Origin of the sequence: Candidatus Spongiihabitans sp. (assembly GCF_965237845.1) — a bacterium.
Classification (GTDB): Bacteria; Pseudomonadota; Gammaproteobacteria; order Arenicellales; family Poriferihabitantaceae; genus Spongiihabitans.
This window is the reverse complement of record NZ_OZ250154.1, coordinates 1,695,456-1,712,334: the sequence shown is the minus strand read 5'-3', so window position 1 is coordinate 1,712,334 and position 16,879 is coordinate 1,695,456. Positions and strand designations below refer to the sequence as shown.

Annotated in this window: 18 protein-coding genes and 1 pseudogene; 10 read left to right on the top strand and 9 right to left on the bottom strand. The window is 46.5% G+C overall.

Annotation, left to right across the window (positions count from 1 at the left end; genetic code table 11):
- Positions 1-37: 37 nt before the first annotated feature.
- Both ACPXXB_RS08205 and ACPXXB_RS08200 read left to right on the top strand, forming a co-directional pair.
- Entirely contained in the window at positions 38-421 is a 384-nt protein-coding gene (locus tag ACPXXB_RS08205) for a hypothetical protein (RefSeq protein ID WP_423906426.1), read from the top strand.
- Positions 402-565: pseudogene (locus tag ACPXXB_RS08200) on the top strand (LysR family transcriptional regulator); the annotation flags it as partial. The gene ACPXXB_RS08205 and the pseudogene ACPXXB_RS08200, both read left to right, overlap by 20 nt.
- On the opposite strand, the gene ACPXXB_RS08195 reads toward ACPXXB_RS08200, so the two are convergent.
- Positions 554-1,243, bottom strand: coding sequence for an esterase (locus ACPXXB_RS08195; protein WP_423906424.1), 690 nt, complete (start codon positions 1,241-1,243; stop codon positions 554-556). The pseudogene ACPXXB_RS08200 and the gene ACPXXB_RS08195 overlap by 12 nt on opposite strands.
- A 260-nt stretch (positions 1,244-1,503) precedes the next feature.
- On the bottom strand, positions 1,504-2,202 hold the full coding sequence (locus tag ACPXXB_RS08190; protein ID WP_423906422.1) for a hypothetical protein: 699 nt from the start codon (positions 2,200-2,202) through the stop codon (positions 1,504-1,506).
- Position 2,203: 1 nt separating this feature from the next.
- Between ACPXXB_RS08190 and ACPXXB_RS08185 the strand changes: the two genes are divergently transcribed.
- From ACPXXB_RS08185 to ACPXXB_RS08165, 5 genes are all read left to right on the top strand, one after another.
- Positions 2,204-2,539, top strand: a complete 336-nt coding sequence (locus ACPXXB_RS08185) for a hypothetical protein (protein ID WP_423906419.1) — start codon at positions 2,204-2,206, stop codon at positions 2,537-2,539.
- Complete coding sequence (locus ACPXXB_RS08180) at positions 2,536-2,793, top strand: DUF4212 domain-containing protein (RefSeq protein WP_423906416.1); 258 nt, start codon at positions 2,536-2,538, stop codon at positions 2,791-2,793. The genes ACPXXB_RS08185 and ACPXXB_RS08180 overlap by 4 nt, the downstream gene beginning before the upstream one ends.
- 3 nt (positions 2,794-2,796) lie before the next feature.
- Positions 2,797-4,611, top strand: a complete 1,815-nt coding sequence (locus ACPXXB_RS08175) for a sodium:solute symporter family protein (RefSeq protein ID WP_423906413.1) — start codon at positions 2,797-2,799, stop codon at positions 4,609-4,611.
- A 443-nt stretch (positions 4,612-5,054) separates the two neighbouring features.
- Complete coding sequence (locus ACPXXB_RS08170; RefSeq protein ID WP_423911068.1) at positions 5,055-5,411, top strand: hypothetical protein; 357 nt, start codon at positions 5,055-5,057, stop codon at positions 5,409-5,411.
- Between the two features lie 32 nt (positions 5,412-5,443).
- Entirely contained in the window at positions 5,444-5,911 is a 468-nt protein-coding gene (locus ACPXXB_RS08165) for a YqaA family protein (protein WP_423906411.1), read from the top strand.
- On the opposite strand, the gene arsS is transcribed toward ACPXXB_RS08165, so the two are convergent.
- From arsS to ACPXXB_RS08150, 3 genes are all read right to left on the bottom strand, one after another.
- Positions 5,903-6,895 (bottom strand): arsenosugar biosynthesis radical SAM (seleno)protein ArsS, encoded by a 993-nt coding sequence (arsS, locus tag ACPXXB_RS08160; protein WP_423906409.1) that lies wholly within the window; start codon positions 6,893-6,895, stop codon positions 5,903-5,905. The genes ACPXXB_RS08165 and arsS overlap by 9 nt on opposite strands.
- Before the next feature lie 135 nt (positions 6,896-7,030).
- Positions 7,031-7,663, bottom strand: coding sequence for an endonuclease III (gene nth / locus ACPXXB_RS08155; protein ID WP_423906406.1), 633 nt, complete (start codon positions 7,661-7,663; stop codon positions 7,031-7,033).
- A gap of 126 nt (positions 7,664-7,789) precedes the next feature.
- A complete protein-coding gene (locus tag ACPXXB_RS08150) occupies positions 7,790-8,443 on the bottom strand; it encodes an RnfABCDGE type electron transport complex subunit B (protein WP_423906403.1) in 654 nt (217 codons plus the stop codon).
- Between the two features lie 130 nt (positions 8,444-8,573).
- Between ACPXXB_RS08150 and ACPXXB_RS08145 the strand changes: the two genes are divergently transcribed.
- Together ACPXXB_RS08145 and ACPXXB_RS08140 are read left to right on the top strand one after the other, a co-directional pair.
- A complete protein-coding gene (locus ACPXXB_RS08145; RefSeq protein WP_423906401.1) occupies positions 8,574-9,920 on the top strand; it encodes an SPL family radical SAM protein in 1,347 nt (448 codons plus the stop codon).
- Positions 9,921-9,963: 43 nt separating this feature from the next.
- Positions 9,964-11,583 (top strand): NAD-dependent malic enzyme, encoded by a 1,620-nt coding sequence (locus ACPXXB_RS08140; protein WP_423906399.1) that lies wholly within the window; start codon positions 9,964-9,966, stop codon positions 11,581-11,583.
- Between the two features lie 151 nt (positions 11,584-11,734).
- Here ACPXXB_RS08140 and ACPXXB_RS08135 read toward each other — a convergent pair whose 3' ends face one another.
- From ACPXXB_RS08135 to ACPXXB_RS08120, 4 genes are all read right to left on the bottom strand, one after another.
- Positions 11,735-13,048, bottom strand: coding sequence for a DNA methyltransferase (locus tag ACPXXB_RS08135; protein WP_423906396.1), 1,314 nt, complete (start codon positions 13,046-13,048; stop codon positions 11,735-11,737).
- A 446-nt stretch (positions 13,049-13,494) separates the two neighbouring features.
- The gene (locus tag ACPXXB_RS08130; RefSeq protein WP_423906395.1) at positions 13,495-13,986 is read right to left on the bottom strand and encodes a phosphoribosylglycinamide synthetase C domain-containing protein; all 492 of its coding nucleotides are present in this window, start codon (positions 13,984-13,986) and stop codon (positions 13,495-13,497) included.
- 213 nt (positions 13,987-14,199) lie between these two features.
- A complete protein-coding gene (locus ACPXXB_RS08125; RefSeq protein WP_423906393.1) occupies positions 14,200-15,087 on the bottom strand; it encodes a DMT family transporter in 888 nt (295 codons plus the stop codon).
- Positions 15,062-15,661, bottom strand: coding sequence for a HalD/BesD family halogenase (locus tag ACPXXB_RS08120; protein WP_423906392.1), 600 nt, complete (start codon positions 15,659-15,661; stop codon positions 15,062-15,064). Before ACPXXB_RS08120 ends, ACPXXB_RS08125 begins: the two co-directional genes overlap by 26 nt.
- Before the next feature lie 376 nt (positions 15,662-16,037).
- On the opposite strand from ACPXXB_RS08120, the gene ACPXXB_RS08115 reads away from it, so the two are divergent.
- Positions 16,038-16,835, top strand: coding sequence for a LysR substrate-binding domain-containing protein (locus tag ACPXXB_RS08115; protein WP_423906389.1), 798 nt, complete (start codon positions 16,038-16,040; stop codon positions 16,833-16,835).
- Positions 16,836-16,879: the final 44 nt, after the last annotated feature.

The window sequence follows — 16,879 nt, the reverse complement described above, 5'->3', positions numbered from 1 at the left end:
AATCTATAGATAAATTATAAAATGCTCTTGGCGAAAAGTGTTTCATTACACGAAAGACAAGAAAAAAGCAGCAGGTGGACCACTCGGGATAGTGATGGAAATTATCACCTGCTATATTCTAAAAGCTTGGGGGTTCAACAACTCGACTTCCATTGAGAGATGGCTTGTTGAATATGGAAACGAGGATATTTCGCACAACGTTGAATACTCCTTACACCCAATTATCAACACATATCAAGTTGCGGTCCAGAATGACGGCAACTCAATTACAGCGACTAATATTATTAGAGATTTAGAGGCAAAAATCGATATTTCAAAGTTTGACAAAAAGAACAACAACCTTAAGAAATCAAACGAAATTTGCCATTGGATAAAATTTTTAAGGCGCAACATTATTCTGAATGACCTTAAGCGAGCTTAAATATATTGTCGCGGTTGCCAGAGAACGGCATTTTAGTCGTGCTGCAAGGTCCTGTTTTGTAAGCCAACCCACACTGAGTGTTGCGGTAAAAAACTCGAGCATGAGTTCGACATCACTTTGTTTGAAAAGGAATCAAATAAAATTAGGTTTGGTGTTTCCCATCAATGTCTCTGCTTGCAGTAGTTTCCTGGCGCTTCGCCGAATTTCATGCCAGCGAAATCTCACCGAGTTTTTAACGATTTCCTTATCTCGATTTTTGAGTTGGTCGGCAACCGGCGCCCAATAAAAAAGGGCTTCAGGGCTTTTAATAAATGCAAATTCATCGTCCGGGATAGATGAAAAGTCGCAGTTGGCCACGCGTTGTTTGAGGCTTTCGGCTGTGTCCCGGAATTCGGGCGAAGCTTCATCAGGTATGCCAGTTTCCTTTAATATTGAATCAATAACAGGTGATAACACCAAGCAAATATCATCGGATTTGGCATTGGTACGCTGGTGAATTAAACCGCCAATATAGATTGTTAAATCCGATAGACAGGCCAGCCAGATTTGCCACTTTGCCATATTGATTGATAGCAAAATTCCCGGGTCTTCGAACAATTCAGGGTATCGGGTTCCGGCCCGGGTTCTCAAATATCCGTACAGCGAAGTTTGAGCGACATGGCTTGCGCGGGTTTGTAAAAATTGTCCAAGTGATTCCGAATCGGTTAGCTGATGGGCTTTATTGTCTCCGCCTATTCTTACGTAATCTGTAAACGCTTTCCAAAAATCTATTGAAATTAGTGCTTTAGGAAGTACTAGTAATATTTTTGTCAAAAAAGCCATTATAAATACGCATCAAAATTAGTTTGTCAAACCATGAATTTTATATTAGTTCAAGTGTATAAGCTCAGATACATTTGGCGCTCCGATGCAGAAGGAGAGCCATGCAACATCAACACATCGGATACCGAACAAAGGCTTTGCCGCATAGCCTGTCTAGGGCAGCTTTGGGATATGGATTTCCAAACATGCTCAACAACGCCTCAAAATCCTCGGTTTCTTCGCGAATCATGGCGCAGCCGCGACCAGTGATGCCTTCGATGTCAGCTGCACAACCCGGTATCGCTGGAAACAGTGCGCCAAGCCGATGGTGCCCCGGCCGCCCTGACTGCCAAATCCTGCGCCCCCAAGCACCGGCGACAGCCACAGGCGCACCCCCCCCGGCGCTGGTTAGGGAAATCCGCCAACTGCGCGAGCAATTCCCCAACCTCGGCAAAGCCAAACTGCGGGTCTTGCTGCGACCCTGATGTAGGCAGCAAGACATCGCGCTGCCCAGCGTCTCCGCCATCGGCCGCATCATCGCCCGCGGTCCAAACAAAATGCGCCATGCCCCCACTCGACTGGATGCCCGCGGCCGCTACAAACCCATCCCCCGCAAGCCCAAAGGCTTCAAGCATCAGCTGCTTGAAGTGTTCGCCTGCGATACCGTGGTGCGCCTGCGCGATGGCCTGCGCCGCTGCTTGTTCACCTTCATCGACCCTCACTCCCGCTTCGCCTTCGCCGCCGCCCAGTCCAGCCGCCAGGCGGCCATCGCCCTTGACGCGCTGTGCCAACTGCTGCCAAAACCGCCGCACTTCAGGATCAAAGACAACGGCTCGGAGTTCATATGACGCTTTCAGCAACGCCTCAATGCCCACGGCATTACCCACTGGCGGCCTTATCCCCGCTCGCCCACCATTTCGCCGGGAGCGAAATGGCGCGTAGTCCGCGAAGCGGATTCGTTTCAGGGATGATACGAACAAAATGAATACCCATGCCGAGCGCTTCAACCGCAACATCCAAGAGCAGTTTATGGACTATCACGAGGATCAACTATTACATGACCTGTCCGGGTTTAACCGCAAGCTGGCCGACTGGCTGGTCGACTGCAACACCGTCCTGCCTCATCATAGCCTCGGACTGCGATCTCTTGCAACTTCCTCATCCATAATCAACCCGAGTGCCAAAGGGGGCGGACTTATACATCAAGATGACCTTGGAGTTGCTTGCGGTTATTATTGCTCGGTGTACACCTGTGTATTTTATGTTTATGATAGTGCTTACTTTTTAAAACCACCTTTACTAAAGGAGGATATATGACTGATTCAAGCCAAAGAGTTGTTCATTGGGCTCGCACCAAGCGACTGATGATCATTACACTAACGATATGGTTTATTTTTTCTTTTGCAGTCCACTGGATCGCCGATTCACTGAATGCTTTTTCATTCCTGGGCTTTCCACTGGGTTATTACATGGCTGCACAGGGATCCGAAGTGATTTTCGTTATCCTGATTTTCTGGTTCGTCAGAGCGCAGCAAAAAATAGACCAGGAAACTGGCTTTGCGGAGGAATAGAAAATGATTAAAGGCAATTTTATCGACAATCTGCCTAAGGTGTACGGCATGTACACCGGCGGATTTTTAGCTTTCGTTCTGCTGATGGCGATGCTTGAGCAGCTGGGCGTTGGCGCTGATACCATCGGTATCCTGTTCGTCGCCTTCACTGTGGTTATCTATGCCGGAATCGGTTGGCTATCCCGAACTATGCAGGTTGACGCTTACTACGTCGCAGGCCGCCAGGTGCCCGCCGTATTTAACGGCATGGCGACTGCCGCCGATTGGATGTCCGGCGCCTCATTCGTGGCAATGGCCGGTGGCATCTACTTCGGCGGACACGGTTACTTAGCGTTTGTTGTAGGCTGGACCGGCGGTTACGTATTGGTGGCTTCGTTGATGGCGCCCTATTTGCGTAAGTTTGGTTGCTACACCGTGCCTGATTTTATCGGCACACGCTACGGCGGAAACCTGGCACGATTCTTCGCGGTTGTGGTTTTGACCGTGGCATCGTTCACTTATGTAACGGCGCAGATCAACGCAACCGGAACCATCGCATCTCGTGCATTGCAAATTCCGTTTGAAGTGGGTGTCTGGTTCGGTCTGTTAGGTATCTTGCTGTGTTCCATGTTAGGTGGAATGCGGGCTGTTACCTGGACTCAGGTTGCGCAATATATTGTATTGATCATCGCCTACCTCGTACCGGTATTCTGGATGTCCAATAAACAAGGTTTCGGGCTGGTTCCACAATTTGTTTATGGCGACGCGGTGGCCCGAATCGGTGAGCTCGAAGCTATGTACAACTTAGGCGGACTGGAAGCAGTGGAAGGCGCGAAGAAAGGGCTTAAAGCACTGAGTACCGCCCATGCGGCGGCCGGGGATTCCTGGAAGTTCGTAACCTTGGTATTGTGTATGATGGCAGGTACTGCATCACTACCGCATATCCTGATGCGTTATTTCACCACCCCTTCGGTTAAAGCGGCACGTCAATCGGTGGCCTGGTCACTGTTATTCATCTTCTTGCTGTATTTCACCGCACCTGCGTTGGCGACCTTTACCAAACTACAGGTACTCGACCCAAATCTTGCGACCGGTATTATTGGCAAGACCATCGCCGACGTTAACGCGCTGGATTGGGTGCAGAAGTGGGCCAATATCGGCTTTGTGCAGATTATCGACGCTAACGGCGATGGTCTGTTGCAGCTCAACGAATTCTTCATGCGTGGAGATATTGTGGTGTTGGCGACGCCGGAAATTGCTGGACTACCTTACGTCATCTCCGGCCTGGTGGCCGCTGGTGGCATGGCTGCGGCGATGTCAACCGCGGACGGTTTGTTGCTGGCAATCGCCAATGCACTGTCGCATGATTTGTATTACAAAATCATCGATCCAAAAGCTGAAACCAAAAAGCGCTTGCTGGTCGCCCGTATCCTGTTATTGGCAATTGGCGCAGCAGGCGCATTCGTCGCCAGTCTCAAGCTCACCAGCATCTTAGGTGCGGTGGCATGGGCCTTCGACTTCGCATGTTCAGGCTTGTTCTTCCCAATCGTGTTGGGAATCTGGTGGAAGCGCGCTAACCGTCCTGGTGCATTGGCAGGGATGTTGTTTGGTTTTATTGCAGGCAGCTTGTACTTGTATAATGTTGCGCCAGCATTCCTTGGCAATGACCCATGGTTTGGCATCGATCACTTGCGATTCGGAATTATCGGTATGCCAGTGAGTTTGATAGCAATGGTAGTGGTTTCACTTATGACCGCCGAACCCGATGCGGAAACCCAGGCAATGGTGGATGAAATTCGCGTGCCTTCCGGTAAAACGGTGCTTGATTCCACGCATTAGTCTTACCAGGTGTTGTTCAAAAAAGCCGGAATTCACCCCGGCTTTTTTATTTACATGGATGTAATGTATGCCGATTTTGCAGGAGCAAAAAATCGGCGATTGCCATGGATGTAATGTATGCCGGTTTTGCAGGAGCAAAAAATCGGCGATTTACATGGATGTAATGGCAAATAATTGCTCCTCGGCAATTGCTCTTGCATTGCTCTAATAAGTTACGTCCATGTAACGATGCATTATTGCCATGGATGGCATGTATGCCGTGAGCGTAGGACGCGCAAAAATCGGTAATTTGCACTCTCGCCATCCCCGGTGGTCATGCACACGAGCACATGGAAACAGGACATAGGAAATAGGTGGAAGGAAGTAGAAATGAAGTGGCAACCCGAATCAAGCAGCGGCGATTTGACAGAGATCTTTTACTTGACTATTTTGAGGGTAGAGAAATGTACGAAAATTTTCCAATTTGGCTGTTAGCCGCCGATTACATTATGGGCGTAATCATGTGGACCCTGATCGGTCGATTTGCAATGGGGATTTTCCTGCCCCAGGATAGTTCATTTTTCTTTATGCGATTCTTCGTGCGCGCGACCAATCCTTTGTTAAAGCTGTTTTCTCCGATCACCCCCGGTTTTTTGATCCTGCCTTTAATTCCACTGTATGTGGCCTGGTTTTTTTACATGATACGGTTTTACCTCATGCCGTTGTTGTTAGGCTATTCGGTCATGGGCACCTTGTCGTTTCCGTTGGAAAGTGAGTTCGCTCATGGCGTTGCAAATTTAATCGGGAGGTTTTTGAATTGAAAAGTTTCAAGCCCATCCGAAAACGATGAAATGTGGATACGACCACTGAGCTAGCATCACTTTTTGTCGGATCGTTGCTGGCGTCCACACTGGTTCCCGGTGGCGTTGAGGCGATGTTGTACTATTTGTATCAATCCGGCCAGCATGGTTTTTCCTCGCTTCTGGTGGTGGCGACTTTCGGCAATACGTTGGGTGGAATCATCACCTATTTTATGGGAATTATTTTACGCCGAGGTCTTGCAGGATTTGGCTGGCATCAGCGTATCCGGCGATTATTCAAACTGGAGGATAAGGCACTGTCGCGGGTTAAAAAATGGGGAATTCCGGTATTGTTTTTTAGCTGGATGCCGATAATAGGAGATCCTTTGTGTCTGGCTGCGGGGTATTTGCGACTTTCATTTTGGTTAAGCGCCGCAATGATATTTATCAGTAAATTTGTGCGCTACGCTGCATTGTTGTGGGTGTTTTCCCAACCTTGGCCTACAGTACCCTCAAGTTAAAGCACCGCCACAACTGCTGCCGGCGCCGGCAGTGCATCCAAAGCAATGTTTGGCTACTGCGATGGGGCCATCCTTGAGGTTACCGCTTTCAATCTCCCAAAGTTGTTTTCGCCCATGTTTTCGCCCATGTTTTCGACCTGGCGCCGCCAGCGGCAAGTCCAGCATCTGATTGAAATCGCAGTCATAAACATAGCCTAGCCAATCCACGTTAATCAAATGACGACACATCAGCGGTTCAACGGTGGCCGGATTGAAATTTTCCACCAGCAACTGATGATAGCTATGTAACTGACCGGTGCGATTCAGGTAGTGTTCAAAGCGATTGATAGGAAGATTTGTTATCGTTAACAGGTTGTTAAAATCAATATCAAAATCTTGCTTTAGCCGGGTTTTGTATTCATTTTGCAGTTCCGTTTGCGCGGGCGGTAATACCGGGCCAATGGGGTTGTAAACCAGATCGATGGCTAGCTCTTCGGTCCTGCCATACCCCACCGCATTGAATGCCTGCAAGCCGGATATACTTTTACCGAATACGCCTTTGCCGCGCTGTTGGTCAACGTTTTTTGAGGTGTAGCACGGCAATGAGCAAACCAGCCGAATCTTTCTTTCCGCATACCATTGCGGCAGGTCTTCCTGACCCGGTTCATATTGAACGGTGATGTTGCAACGCGAGGTGATGCTTATTCCTCGATCAAGAAAGCCATTACAAAACTTCCGAAAATTCGGAATCAATTCGGGTGCGCCACCGGTAATATCCACAGATTTAACATGGTTATTGTTGGCCCAATCCAGAACTTTTTGCATGGTTGCCCAAGCCATCATCTCGGTTCGTTTAGGCCCGGCATCGACGTGGCAATGCTCGCAGGCTTGATTGCATAAATAGCCTACATTTATTTGTAACTCGGATAACGCGGCCCGACGAAGGGGAAAGCAATTGTTGGCTTTGAGCACCTGATTGAAATCATGGTGTACGTTAATATCCATTTTGAATATCTATTTTATGCGGGTTCGTTTTTTGGTTGGGCATGGGGCGTTATCCGTCAGGCGCTGATATCGGGATTGTACCCTTAATTCAATCAGCTGTTAGTCCCTAATTGATTAAAATGGTTCAACGGCAGCTTAGTGGTAACGATGGGCGGTATCGCAAATATCGCTCAACATACACTCAGCACATTTTGGCTTGCGGGCGATACAGGTATATCGACCATGTAAAATAAGCCAGTGATGGGCGTCCTTTTTGAATCGATCTGGCACTGAATTTAGAAGCGCGGTCTCAACCTCCAATACATTCTTGCCGGGTGCGATACCGGTACGATTTGAAACCCTAAAAATGTGCGTGTCCACGGCAATGGTGGGCTGGCCGAACGCGGTATTGAGTATAACATTTGCCGTTTTTCGTCCGACCCCGGGTAACGCCTCCAGTTGTTCTCTGGTTTGCGGGACTTGCCCGTTGTGTTTCGCCAGCAAAAGCATACAGGTTTTGATGATGTTATTGGCTTTGGTATTAAACAAACCGATGGTTTTAATGTAGCGCTTTATTTTTGTGACCCCGAGGTCTTTTATTGACTGGGGGGTATTGGCTACCGCGAAAAGTTTTTTGGTAGCAAGATTGACCGAAACATCGGTTGCCTGGGCCGATAACATGACCGAAATCAATAATTCAAATTCGGACTGATAGTTTAATTCTGTGGTCGGCGTGGGCGTATTCTTTTGCAGTCGCTTGAACGCAGTGGTAATTTGTCTGGGGGTCATCTTTGTTTAATTCTGGTTTGTTTAATCCGGTTTTCTAATCCTGGTTTGTTAATCCCGTTACGTAGCCAATTTTGTGCCGCCCTAAAAGAGGCAATTACGGTCTGCCGAAGTGTACTGTTGCTTTTCCTAGTGTTCGTTTTTGGTTTGTTTTTGCGTTTGTTGCTGAGATTTTCGATGTATGGCTGCAAGAATTTCTTGTTGCATTTGTTTGCGCACGATCCCTTTTTTGCGTTTGATTCTAACTTGCTCGAGTTGTCGATTTCGTTTGATTGTTTGCTCGGTATTAAACCGTGCCTGCGCCACCTGCTCCAGGGTAAAGTCAGGCCACGGGCTGTTTTGTTGCCCGTTGGTTGACGGCAGATCAGGCGCCGCCAGATCGATGCAGTCGGTCGGGCAAACTGGAATACAGAGTTTACATCCAGTGCACTCATCAACGATGACAGTGTGCATCAACTTTACCGAACCAACGATGCAACTCACCGGGCAGGCTTTGATGCATAATTTACATCCAATGCATCCAGGTTCGTCAATATAGGCTATTTGTTTTGGCTCGTTTATACCGTGGACTTCATTGAGTGCCAACGCAGGTTTATCAAGCAGATCAGATAATGCATTTATGGTGACTTCCCCGCCTGGGGGACACTGATTAATTTCGGCTTGACCATGGGCGATAGCCTCCGCATATTCCCGGCATCGAGGATAGGTGCACAAGGTACATTGAGTTTGGGGAAGGCATCGATCGATTTGGTCGATCAACGGGTTTATAGAGTCGTTTGTCATTGTTCGGGCAATGGAATATAGCGGATATTGTATTGCGGATTGTATGGCAGTAAATAAAGTATTGAGCGATTGCGGACAACAATGATGATAAACTTCGCCGCAATTATCTTCAAGCCAGTAAAACTAGTGTATGCGCGTAGTAATACACTGGCAGGATCAGAAATACAAACTTTATGACCAACATTGTCCTCAACGCCATCTAGTGACTACCAGAATTGACTACCCGCAAAAATTCGAGCAGATCGTAGCTCAAACCCAGTTTGATTTATTACCGACATCCGAACAAGCGTTTCTGAAACAGAAGGCATATGAATTTCGGTTTACTCAGCAGGAATTGCGTCTGCTCAGTGAGATGGCATTGGAGCGTGCTCGCTGGAAGGAATCACCCCTGTCCGGGGAATGGCCGGTTGGCGGGCTCAATGGCGATGCGGTAGCGTCGAAAAAACGCACCTTTGCATTATTAACAGAAAAACAGGATTTCCTGCGGTATAAAGAAAATGACTATCGTCATTTATCGCTGAAAGATAAACCCAAAACACAAAAGCCTGTACTCAAGACTACGGTGCAACCACATTTAGGCTTGGGACGTTGCCCGGTTGCCTCTGAGCGTACCCGTTGCTGTAATTTGATGACGTTGGATGCGGTGGAAAAATGCGGGTTCGATTGCAGCTATTGCAGCATTCAATCGTTCTATCATGGCAATCAAGTAGAGTTTGACAGTGGATTCGCGGATAAATTATCGAAACTCGAACTTGACCCTGATAAAACATATCATATTGGAACCGGTCAGTCTTCCGATTCCTTAATGTGGGGAAATCACCAGGGCGTGCTGGAGGCGCTGTGCGATTTTGCTGAACGCCATGCTAACGTGATTCTTGAACTTAAAACCAAATCCAGGAACATCAGCTGGTTATTGAAAAACAACGTGCCGCGCAACGTAGTCTGCACTTGGTCACTCAATCCGCAAACCATCATCGATTACGAAGAGCATTTGTCAGCGAGTCTTGCCCAAAGACTGGAGGCGGCAAAAGCGCTGGCCGATAAAGGCTGTGTGGTTGGTTTTCATTTCCATCCCATTATCCATTACAGTGGTTGGGAAACTGATTATCAGAATATATGCCAAAACATCATCTCGAAATTTGAAGCCAACCAGGTCGCATTGGTATCGATGGGTACGCTGACTTTTACCAAGTCGGTTATGAAAACGATTCGGCAAAGGGAGTTGACCAGCAAGATTTTGCAAATGCCGATGCAGCAATCTGCCGGAAAATTTTCTTATCCGGCGGATATCAAACTCGAATTGTTTAAACAGGTATATGGCGCGCTGTCACCGTGGCATGACAAGGTGTTCTTTTATCTTTGTATGGAGCCTCAGGCGTTATGGGAGCCGGTTTTCGGATTCGATTACACCAACAATGAAGCCTTTGAGGCGGCAATGAAAAACGCCTATTTTGCCAAGATACATCAACATATATAAGGTCAAATACCCACCATTTACAACATCTGACAAGAGGTCTGCTATGAACAAAAATCCAGAACTAACCGGCGTGGCGTTGTTGCATAACGTCGCCTACAATAAATCTACTGCATTTACCCAGGAAGAGCGTGATCGATTAAAGCTGCGTGGGCTGTTGCCGGCAGCGATCGGGACCATGACAACCCAATTGCACCGTGTGCTGGAGAATATGCGGCGCAAGGAAAACGATATCGAAAAATACATTTTTCTTTCAGCGTTGCAGGAGCGCAACGAGCGTTTGTTTTACCAGTTGATTATCGAAAACATTCGGGAAATCATGCCGCTGATTTATACCCCGACAGTCGGGCAGGCATGCAAGGAGTTCGCCAATATTTTTAGATGCGAGAAAGGGTTTTATATCACCGCGAATGATCGCGGCAAGATAAGAGAAATACTCGATAACTGGCCGCACAAAGATATTAAAATCATCGTCATCACCGATGGAGAGCGAATCCTTGGGTTGGGCGACCTGGGCGCCAATGGTATGGGTATCCCCATCGGTAAGCTTAGTCTTTACTGTGCGTGTGCCGGTATCTCGCCAGAACAAACATTGCCGGTGATGTTTGATGTCGGCACCAACAACGAAGAGTTATTGGCTGATCCGGTTTACCTGGGCACGAATCAAAAAAGACTTCAAGGACCGGACTATTTTAGTTTGATGGATGAGTTTATTGCTGCCGTGACCGATGCCTACCCTGGCGTGCTTATCCAGTTTGAGGATTTTGCCGCTGATAATGCGTTTGTGCTATTGCATAAATATCGACATACAACATTTTGTTTTAACGATGATATCCAGGGAACCGCCGCAGTGGTGCTTGCCGGCGTTTACGCATCGACTCGGATATCCAAAAAAGACTTCAAGGATTTAAAGTTTACTTTTCTGGGTGCCGGCTCGGCCGCCTCGGGAATTGGTTCCATGATCGCCCAGGCTTTAATGGCCGAGGGGTTGAGTCACGAAAAAGCCCATCAACGATTATGGTTTTTTAACAGCAAGGGGCTGGTAACCCGGTCCCGGCAAAACCTGCCGCAGCATATTCAAAATTTTGCCCATGATTTGCCGGACTGTGAATTCTTAGAAGCCATCGATATTCATCAACCCGATATCCTCATTGGCGCGACCGGTTCACCTGGAACTTTTACCGAAGAAATTGTAGCCAGAATGGCAAAGATTAAAGCGCGTCCAGGTATATTTGCATTGTCCAACCCGACCAACCGTGCCGAATGTACTGCACAACAAGCCTATCAATGGAGTGCAGGCCAAGCCATTTTTGCCAGCGGAAGCCCGTTCGATGAAGTAATGCTCAATGGCCAGACATTGCGGCCGGGCCAAGGAAATAATGCTTATATTTTCCCCGGAGTAGGGTTAGGCATGATCGCCTGCCAGGTAAAAACCATTCCCGACACAATCTTTTTGGAATCTGCAAAAGCATTGGCAAAGTTCGTAACCGAAGATGATTTAGCGTTGGGTTCGATTTATCCATTAATCGACGAAATTCGCTCAGTTTCCTTGAATATTGCCACGGCTGTGGCAAAGCGCGCCTACGCCGATGGCTTGACCGAGCAACCCGAACCGAAAGATGTCAAGGGTTACATCCGGTCTATGATGTACGAACCAGAATACTGATGCAAAGTATTGGAGCGAAGACCGGGGCCGAGCACGAGTCTTCTATTCATTCCACAAATTGGGTTGAATAGGCACTTCTTCGTGAAATGCTTCGCCAGTGCGAGGGTGGGCGAGCACCGGCATGTTCGGCAAAATGCCTTGAAAATGCTCGTCAATGGTGTACATAGATTAAGCGGCTGTATTCCTTCGCGCCCACGTGCAGCGTTCCCGCTTGGGCGATGCATTTTCTCACCGATGGCGTATCCCATTTTTCCAATGTAATGAAAACACCGATGGCCGCTTTGCCGCTGGCGATCATGCCGAAAAAAGCGCGCAGGGAATCGATGCTCGGTTTCCCGCCTTTCACTTGCGCGATGCACAAATGCTCCTCTTTCGCCGCCCCATAAATCAGTGCGCGACCGTCGATGCCGCCGTCTCCGCGTTGCACCGTGTTCGGCGCAAAGCCGGGGATGCGCGTGACCGCCCACTTCTCGAAATCGAACGGGTTTCTCTCAGCAAAATCGGTCGCTCCTTTCAGATCTTTCGGCACACCCGCCAGTTCGATATCCAAATCTTTCATGCGCTCGCGGCGCACCACTTCAATGGCATATGCGGAAATATCAATGCCGATCCAATCGCGCTTTAAGGAGTGCGCGGCTTCGATGGTGGTGCCGCAACCGCAAAACGGATCCAATACCAAGTCGCCTTCGTTGCTGCTTGCCATCACGATTCGTTTCAGCAAAGCGAGCGGTTTTTGTGTGGGGTAGCCGAGACGTTCTTTTGCCATAGGGTTTAGGGCTTGTATATCCACCCAAACGTTCACCGGCAACTTTGTTGTATCACTGGCATCTATTCGTGCCCCTTTTGGATTTTTAGCGCGCTCTAATGATTTTTCGGCACGCTCCATCATGACGTTTTGAGGATTGAAGGTATAAAGGTCTGTCTTGGAATAGAATAAAATCGCGTCATGTTTTTTTGCATAATGTCGCTTGCTTGCGCCGCCTGTTTGATAGTGCCAAATTATTTCATTTCTGAAATTACCCTTCCCAAACACCTCGTCCATAATAATTTTCAAGTAATGCGATGCGGTCTGGTCGCAATGCAAATAAATGCTACCGCTATCCTTTAATAAGCGGAGCATCGCGGCAATTCGTTCTGCCATATACGAAAGATAGGAAAGCATGCCGCTGCCATCGGGATAGATTTCGCTGAATGCGCGGATGGCGCGATGGGCCGGGTGGGCGATTGCGCTGTTTATCAACTCAACACGCTCCTCCGCAGCCCCATCCCACTCCCATGTGTCGGTGAAGGCGGTGAGTTGGGCGAGATCATTTTTATCCCCTCCATTCTTTTGATTGCCGAAAAGAATGTTGTAGTTCACCTTGCTGTTGAATGGCGGGTCAAGGTAAATCAAATCAACCGAGTTATCGTTCCATTTGCTAATCACCTCCAAGCAATCGCCATAGTAGAGTGTGTGTTTTTTCATATGTGTGATGCCCTTTTAGCACGCTGTAGCATGAAATGGGCAATTATACCAAAAAATAAATAACCACAAATGCCAACGTTGAAATAGTTTCATCCGCTCACACCGGAAACATCACCAGGTGATCGATTTCCAGTTTTATGCCGAGGTCTTCGCCGATGGCGTGGTTGTGGTGAGAGGGCGCCAACGAAAGAATTTCGCTGCAAGTCAATGCAGGACATGCGAAATGCCTCGATTGAATCGTCCACTTGTCCGTGGAACATCCAATTATGCCTAAATTATTGCTTTGTCTCTACACACGGCTTCGCCAGCCGCTTCCAATTCAGATGGATTATTCGAATGTAATTCCAGCAGACCAAACTGGTGTTCGGTAAACAGCAGCCTCGGCTCCCATGTCATATTTGGCGCTTCTTTAGGTGCCACCTCAACGATACAAGGGATATCAGAATTCAGCTAGCTCCAATATCGCTTCTCCAGCGAATGCCATCAAATTCAATAGCAGGTATAGACGAATATGTTCTTTCGCGCGCAACTTCCAACGATTTTCCTATACCTACAATATGTGCAACGCGGCCACAGCCTGTAATGATTGTGCCTGATTGATTATTACTCGCATTGCCCCAGTAAATTGTTACTTTTTCAGAAAGGTAATCCGTTGTTAATCGAATTGGCATTCTGCACACTTCTGTATTAAATGACCATCCATCACGTTCAATTTTTTGATTTTTCTTTACGCTTCCCGCTGTGCTGGTAACAATACTAATAGCTAAACAGACATTGCTATCATGTTGGATTGTTTTGTTTATATGAATCCCACAAGCAAAGTCCATTATGATGTCATATAAATTCTCACTAATTCTTGGAAACATCGCTTCACTTTCAGAATCTCCAAAACGGGTATTTACTTCAAGTAAGTAAACTTTCTCGTTCGAAATACGCAATCCGAGATATAGTGGCCCGCTGTAATCGATACCATATTAAAATACCCTGAACTGTAGTGATTCTAGAGTCAAACACCCGGCCTGTACCCGGAATATAGAAAATCTCTATATCGGGATTGTTTCTGATAAAAGCGTCACATATACTGTGGCCGCGCCCGGTCTTATCAACAATGGCAACACGTTTTTTCTTCATTGTCGATTCCATCAAAATGGTTATCTGACCGCCGCAAAGATACCTGCCGTAGTTAAAGTTACACCGACCACTTCATAGGTTGTAGGCGGCTCCCCTAAAAAAATAAATCCACCAAGTACGGCTATAACAGGTACCAATGCTCCGAATAAAGAACCTTGTCCTGCACCCAGATTGTTAACAGCGATTGAATAGAACCAAAGTCCCAGCACCGCTGCGATTATTCCTTGTCCAATCCCTTGCATAATCCATGGTATTGTATAATCTAGTGAATAATTTACGTTCCCGTAGAGGATTAGCAATGGAACCCAAATAGCCAGCGACCATACTGCAACTGTTGCTACTGCGTCCCAAGCGCTAATCTCCCATTTCTTGGTTAGAAGCGTGTAAAGCGCCCAAAGAATGCCGCCAAGAACGAGTAACAAATCACCTCTAATTGAATCTGTATTGGTTGATTGGAGACTCTGCCAGCTGATAAGCAGCATGCCTGAAAATACGATGAAATATCCTGTAATTTGACCGATCGTTTTCCGTTCTTTGAGAAAAATTACCCCTCCTAATGCGCTAAGTGCGAGCATTGTTCCGGTTTCGACGACTCCAAGGTGACCTGCTGGAACATACTTTAATCCCAAAGAAGAGACATAAACGTAAACCGCTCCTGCCCCGGTAGAAATCAACAAAGAGGGTAAAATTCCTACTCTTCGATAAACCTTATTCTTAAAATAGTATGGCAGAAGGACAATACCGGCGAACAAGAACCTGACTACAACGATTTCATCGGGGGTAAATTGTGTCGTGACACCAAAGCGAGTGATGACAGGCCATAAACCCCAAATAGTAGCCGCTATAAGCCCAGATATTATTCCAGTCAGTCTATGCCTGCTGCTAGCAGTATATTGGATTACACTCATTTGTTCTGATATGTTTTTTGAATATTTCCTTCGCAAAGATGAGCTGTGATTCCTCCCCATACCTCCGCAAATCTGTCTGGAGCTCGTTGCTGATAAGATTGTCGTTCAAACGTAGAGTTTGCCCAATCACAATTGGGCGCAACATGGTGCAAATCATGTTGAAGTGTGTATCTCCCTCTCTATAAAGGCGACTAAGTATGTACTGCTCTGGTAGCCAAGGCGCTTTGAATAGTTCTTGGCCTGCTATAGCAATTAGAAAACCACGAAAAATATCCGATTCATATATGCTTGGTATTAAACTACTTTCTTGAGCAAGTCTATGTTGTCCGACAGTGCGCATATGCCGCGGTGTGTTTTGCGTTTCTTCCATGAGCAAATCTTTGTCGGAGCCCAGTATTCGCATAATACGGCTACATTCCTCATCTATCTCTTCTAGAGTGCCTGCAGGTACAAGTCCTTTAATACGAACGAACCCATTGGAGAGAAATTGTTTCCTTAATCCAAGAGTCTCTTCATACTCAAATGATCTAATTCGTTGTTCCAAAAAATGTATATTGCCATTTTTTATTGCCATACCTTATTAAGTAACCTCACGTTTAAAAATGATTTCTCTGTTTTCAATTTGAGCGGTGCCACCAACGACAAAAGAAATAGAATCATTTAGAATATCCACTTCTCTAGCAAGAATTTCATCTAGGCACCTTCACCAACCTGATGATAAAGTCAATATATCTATTGACATACCTATTGACTTCAACATCTGTTATGGATGCATTCTGGCCGGTGTGGAAAGTTGCGGTAAACGACCTGGAATAGCTTCGTACATCCGATTCGATTTCAAACATGCCCCCGCTTGTTTTGTTAGTGTAGTTTGAAGTCATTATTTCAATATTTAAAAATTAGTTCAAACGACTATAATTCCCCTCATTCATTCCAAAAGTATAGTTATTATGACGGAGATAATTAGTTTTTCGCTATCAGGGATTCGTGCTTTCGAATGCTCGGCACGTTGTCAAAGTTTTACCAAAGCATCAAAAAAACTTTGTTTAACGCAAGGTGCGGTTAGCAAACAAATTAGGTCATTAGAAGAAAGGTTGGGATTTACACTATTTCACCGACTGCCTAGGAAGTTAGTGTTGACAGAGGAAGGGCGTGTATTGTTCGATACAGTTCATCCAGCCCTGTTAGCCATTGAAAAAACCATAAGCGAAATCAAATCAACTGTTACAAATAAAACGGTCGTGCTAAGTGCTCCTGAATCGTTGTCTATGAAGTGGTTGATTCCGAGAGTGGGGCGGCTTTTGAGCGACCATCCTGATATTGAATTATTAATTGAAGCAGAAAACAGATATGTGGATCTTGCTGATAAACAGGCGGACATATTAATTCGCTATGGGGACGGAAATTACCCAGGACACCATGTTCAATATATGATGGATGAATATCTTGTTCCTGTTTGTAGTCCCGCATTGTCTAACAAAACGATTGATCATGTAAATGCACTGAGGGATTACAAATTGCTTGATGATAAAAATCAAAGCAAATGGACTCAGTGGTTTAAAGCCAACAAACTAAAACACTTGGATAAAAAAGGTCGGTTACGTTTTAGTCGAGATGATTTAATGGTGGAAGCAGCAATATCAGGGCAAGGGATTGCGATGAGTTTGTGGCGGTTTGTGGAAGATGATATTGCAAAAAATCGGTTAGTGCCGCTGTTCAATTATAATGTTGTTGCTGTTCAATTATAATGTTGTTGCTGTTCAATTATAATGTTGTTGCTGTTCAATTATAA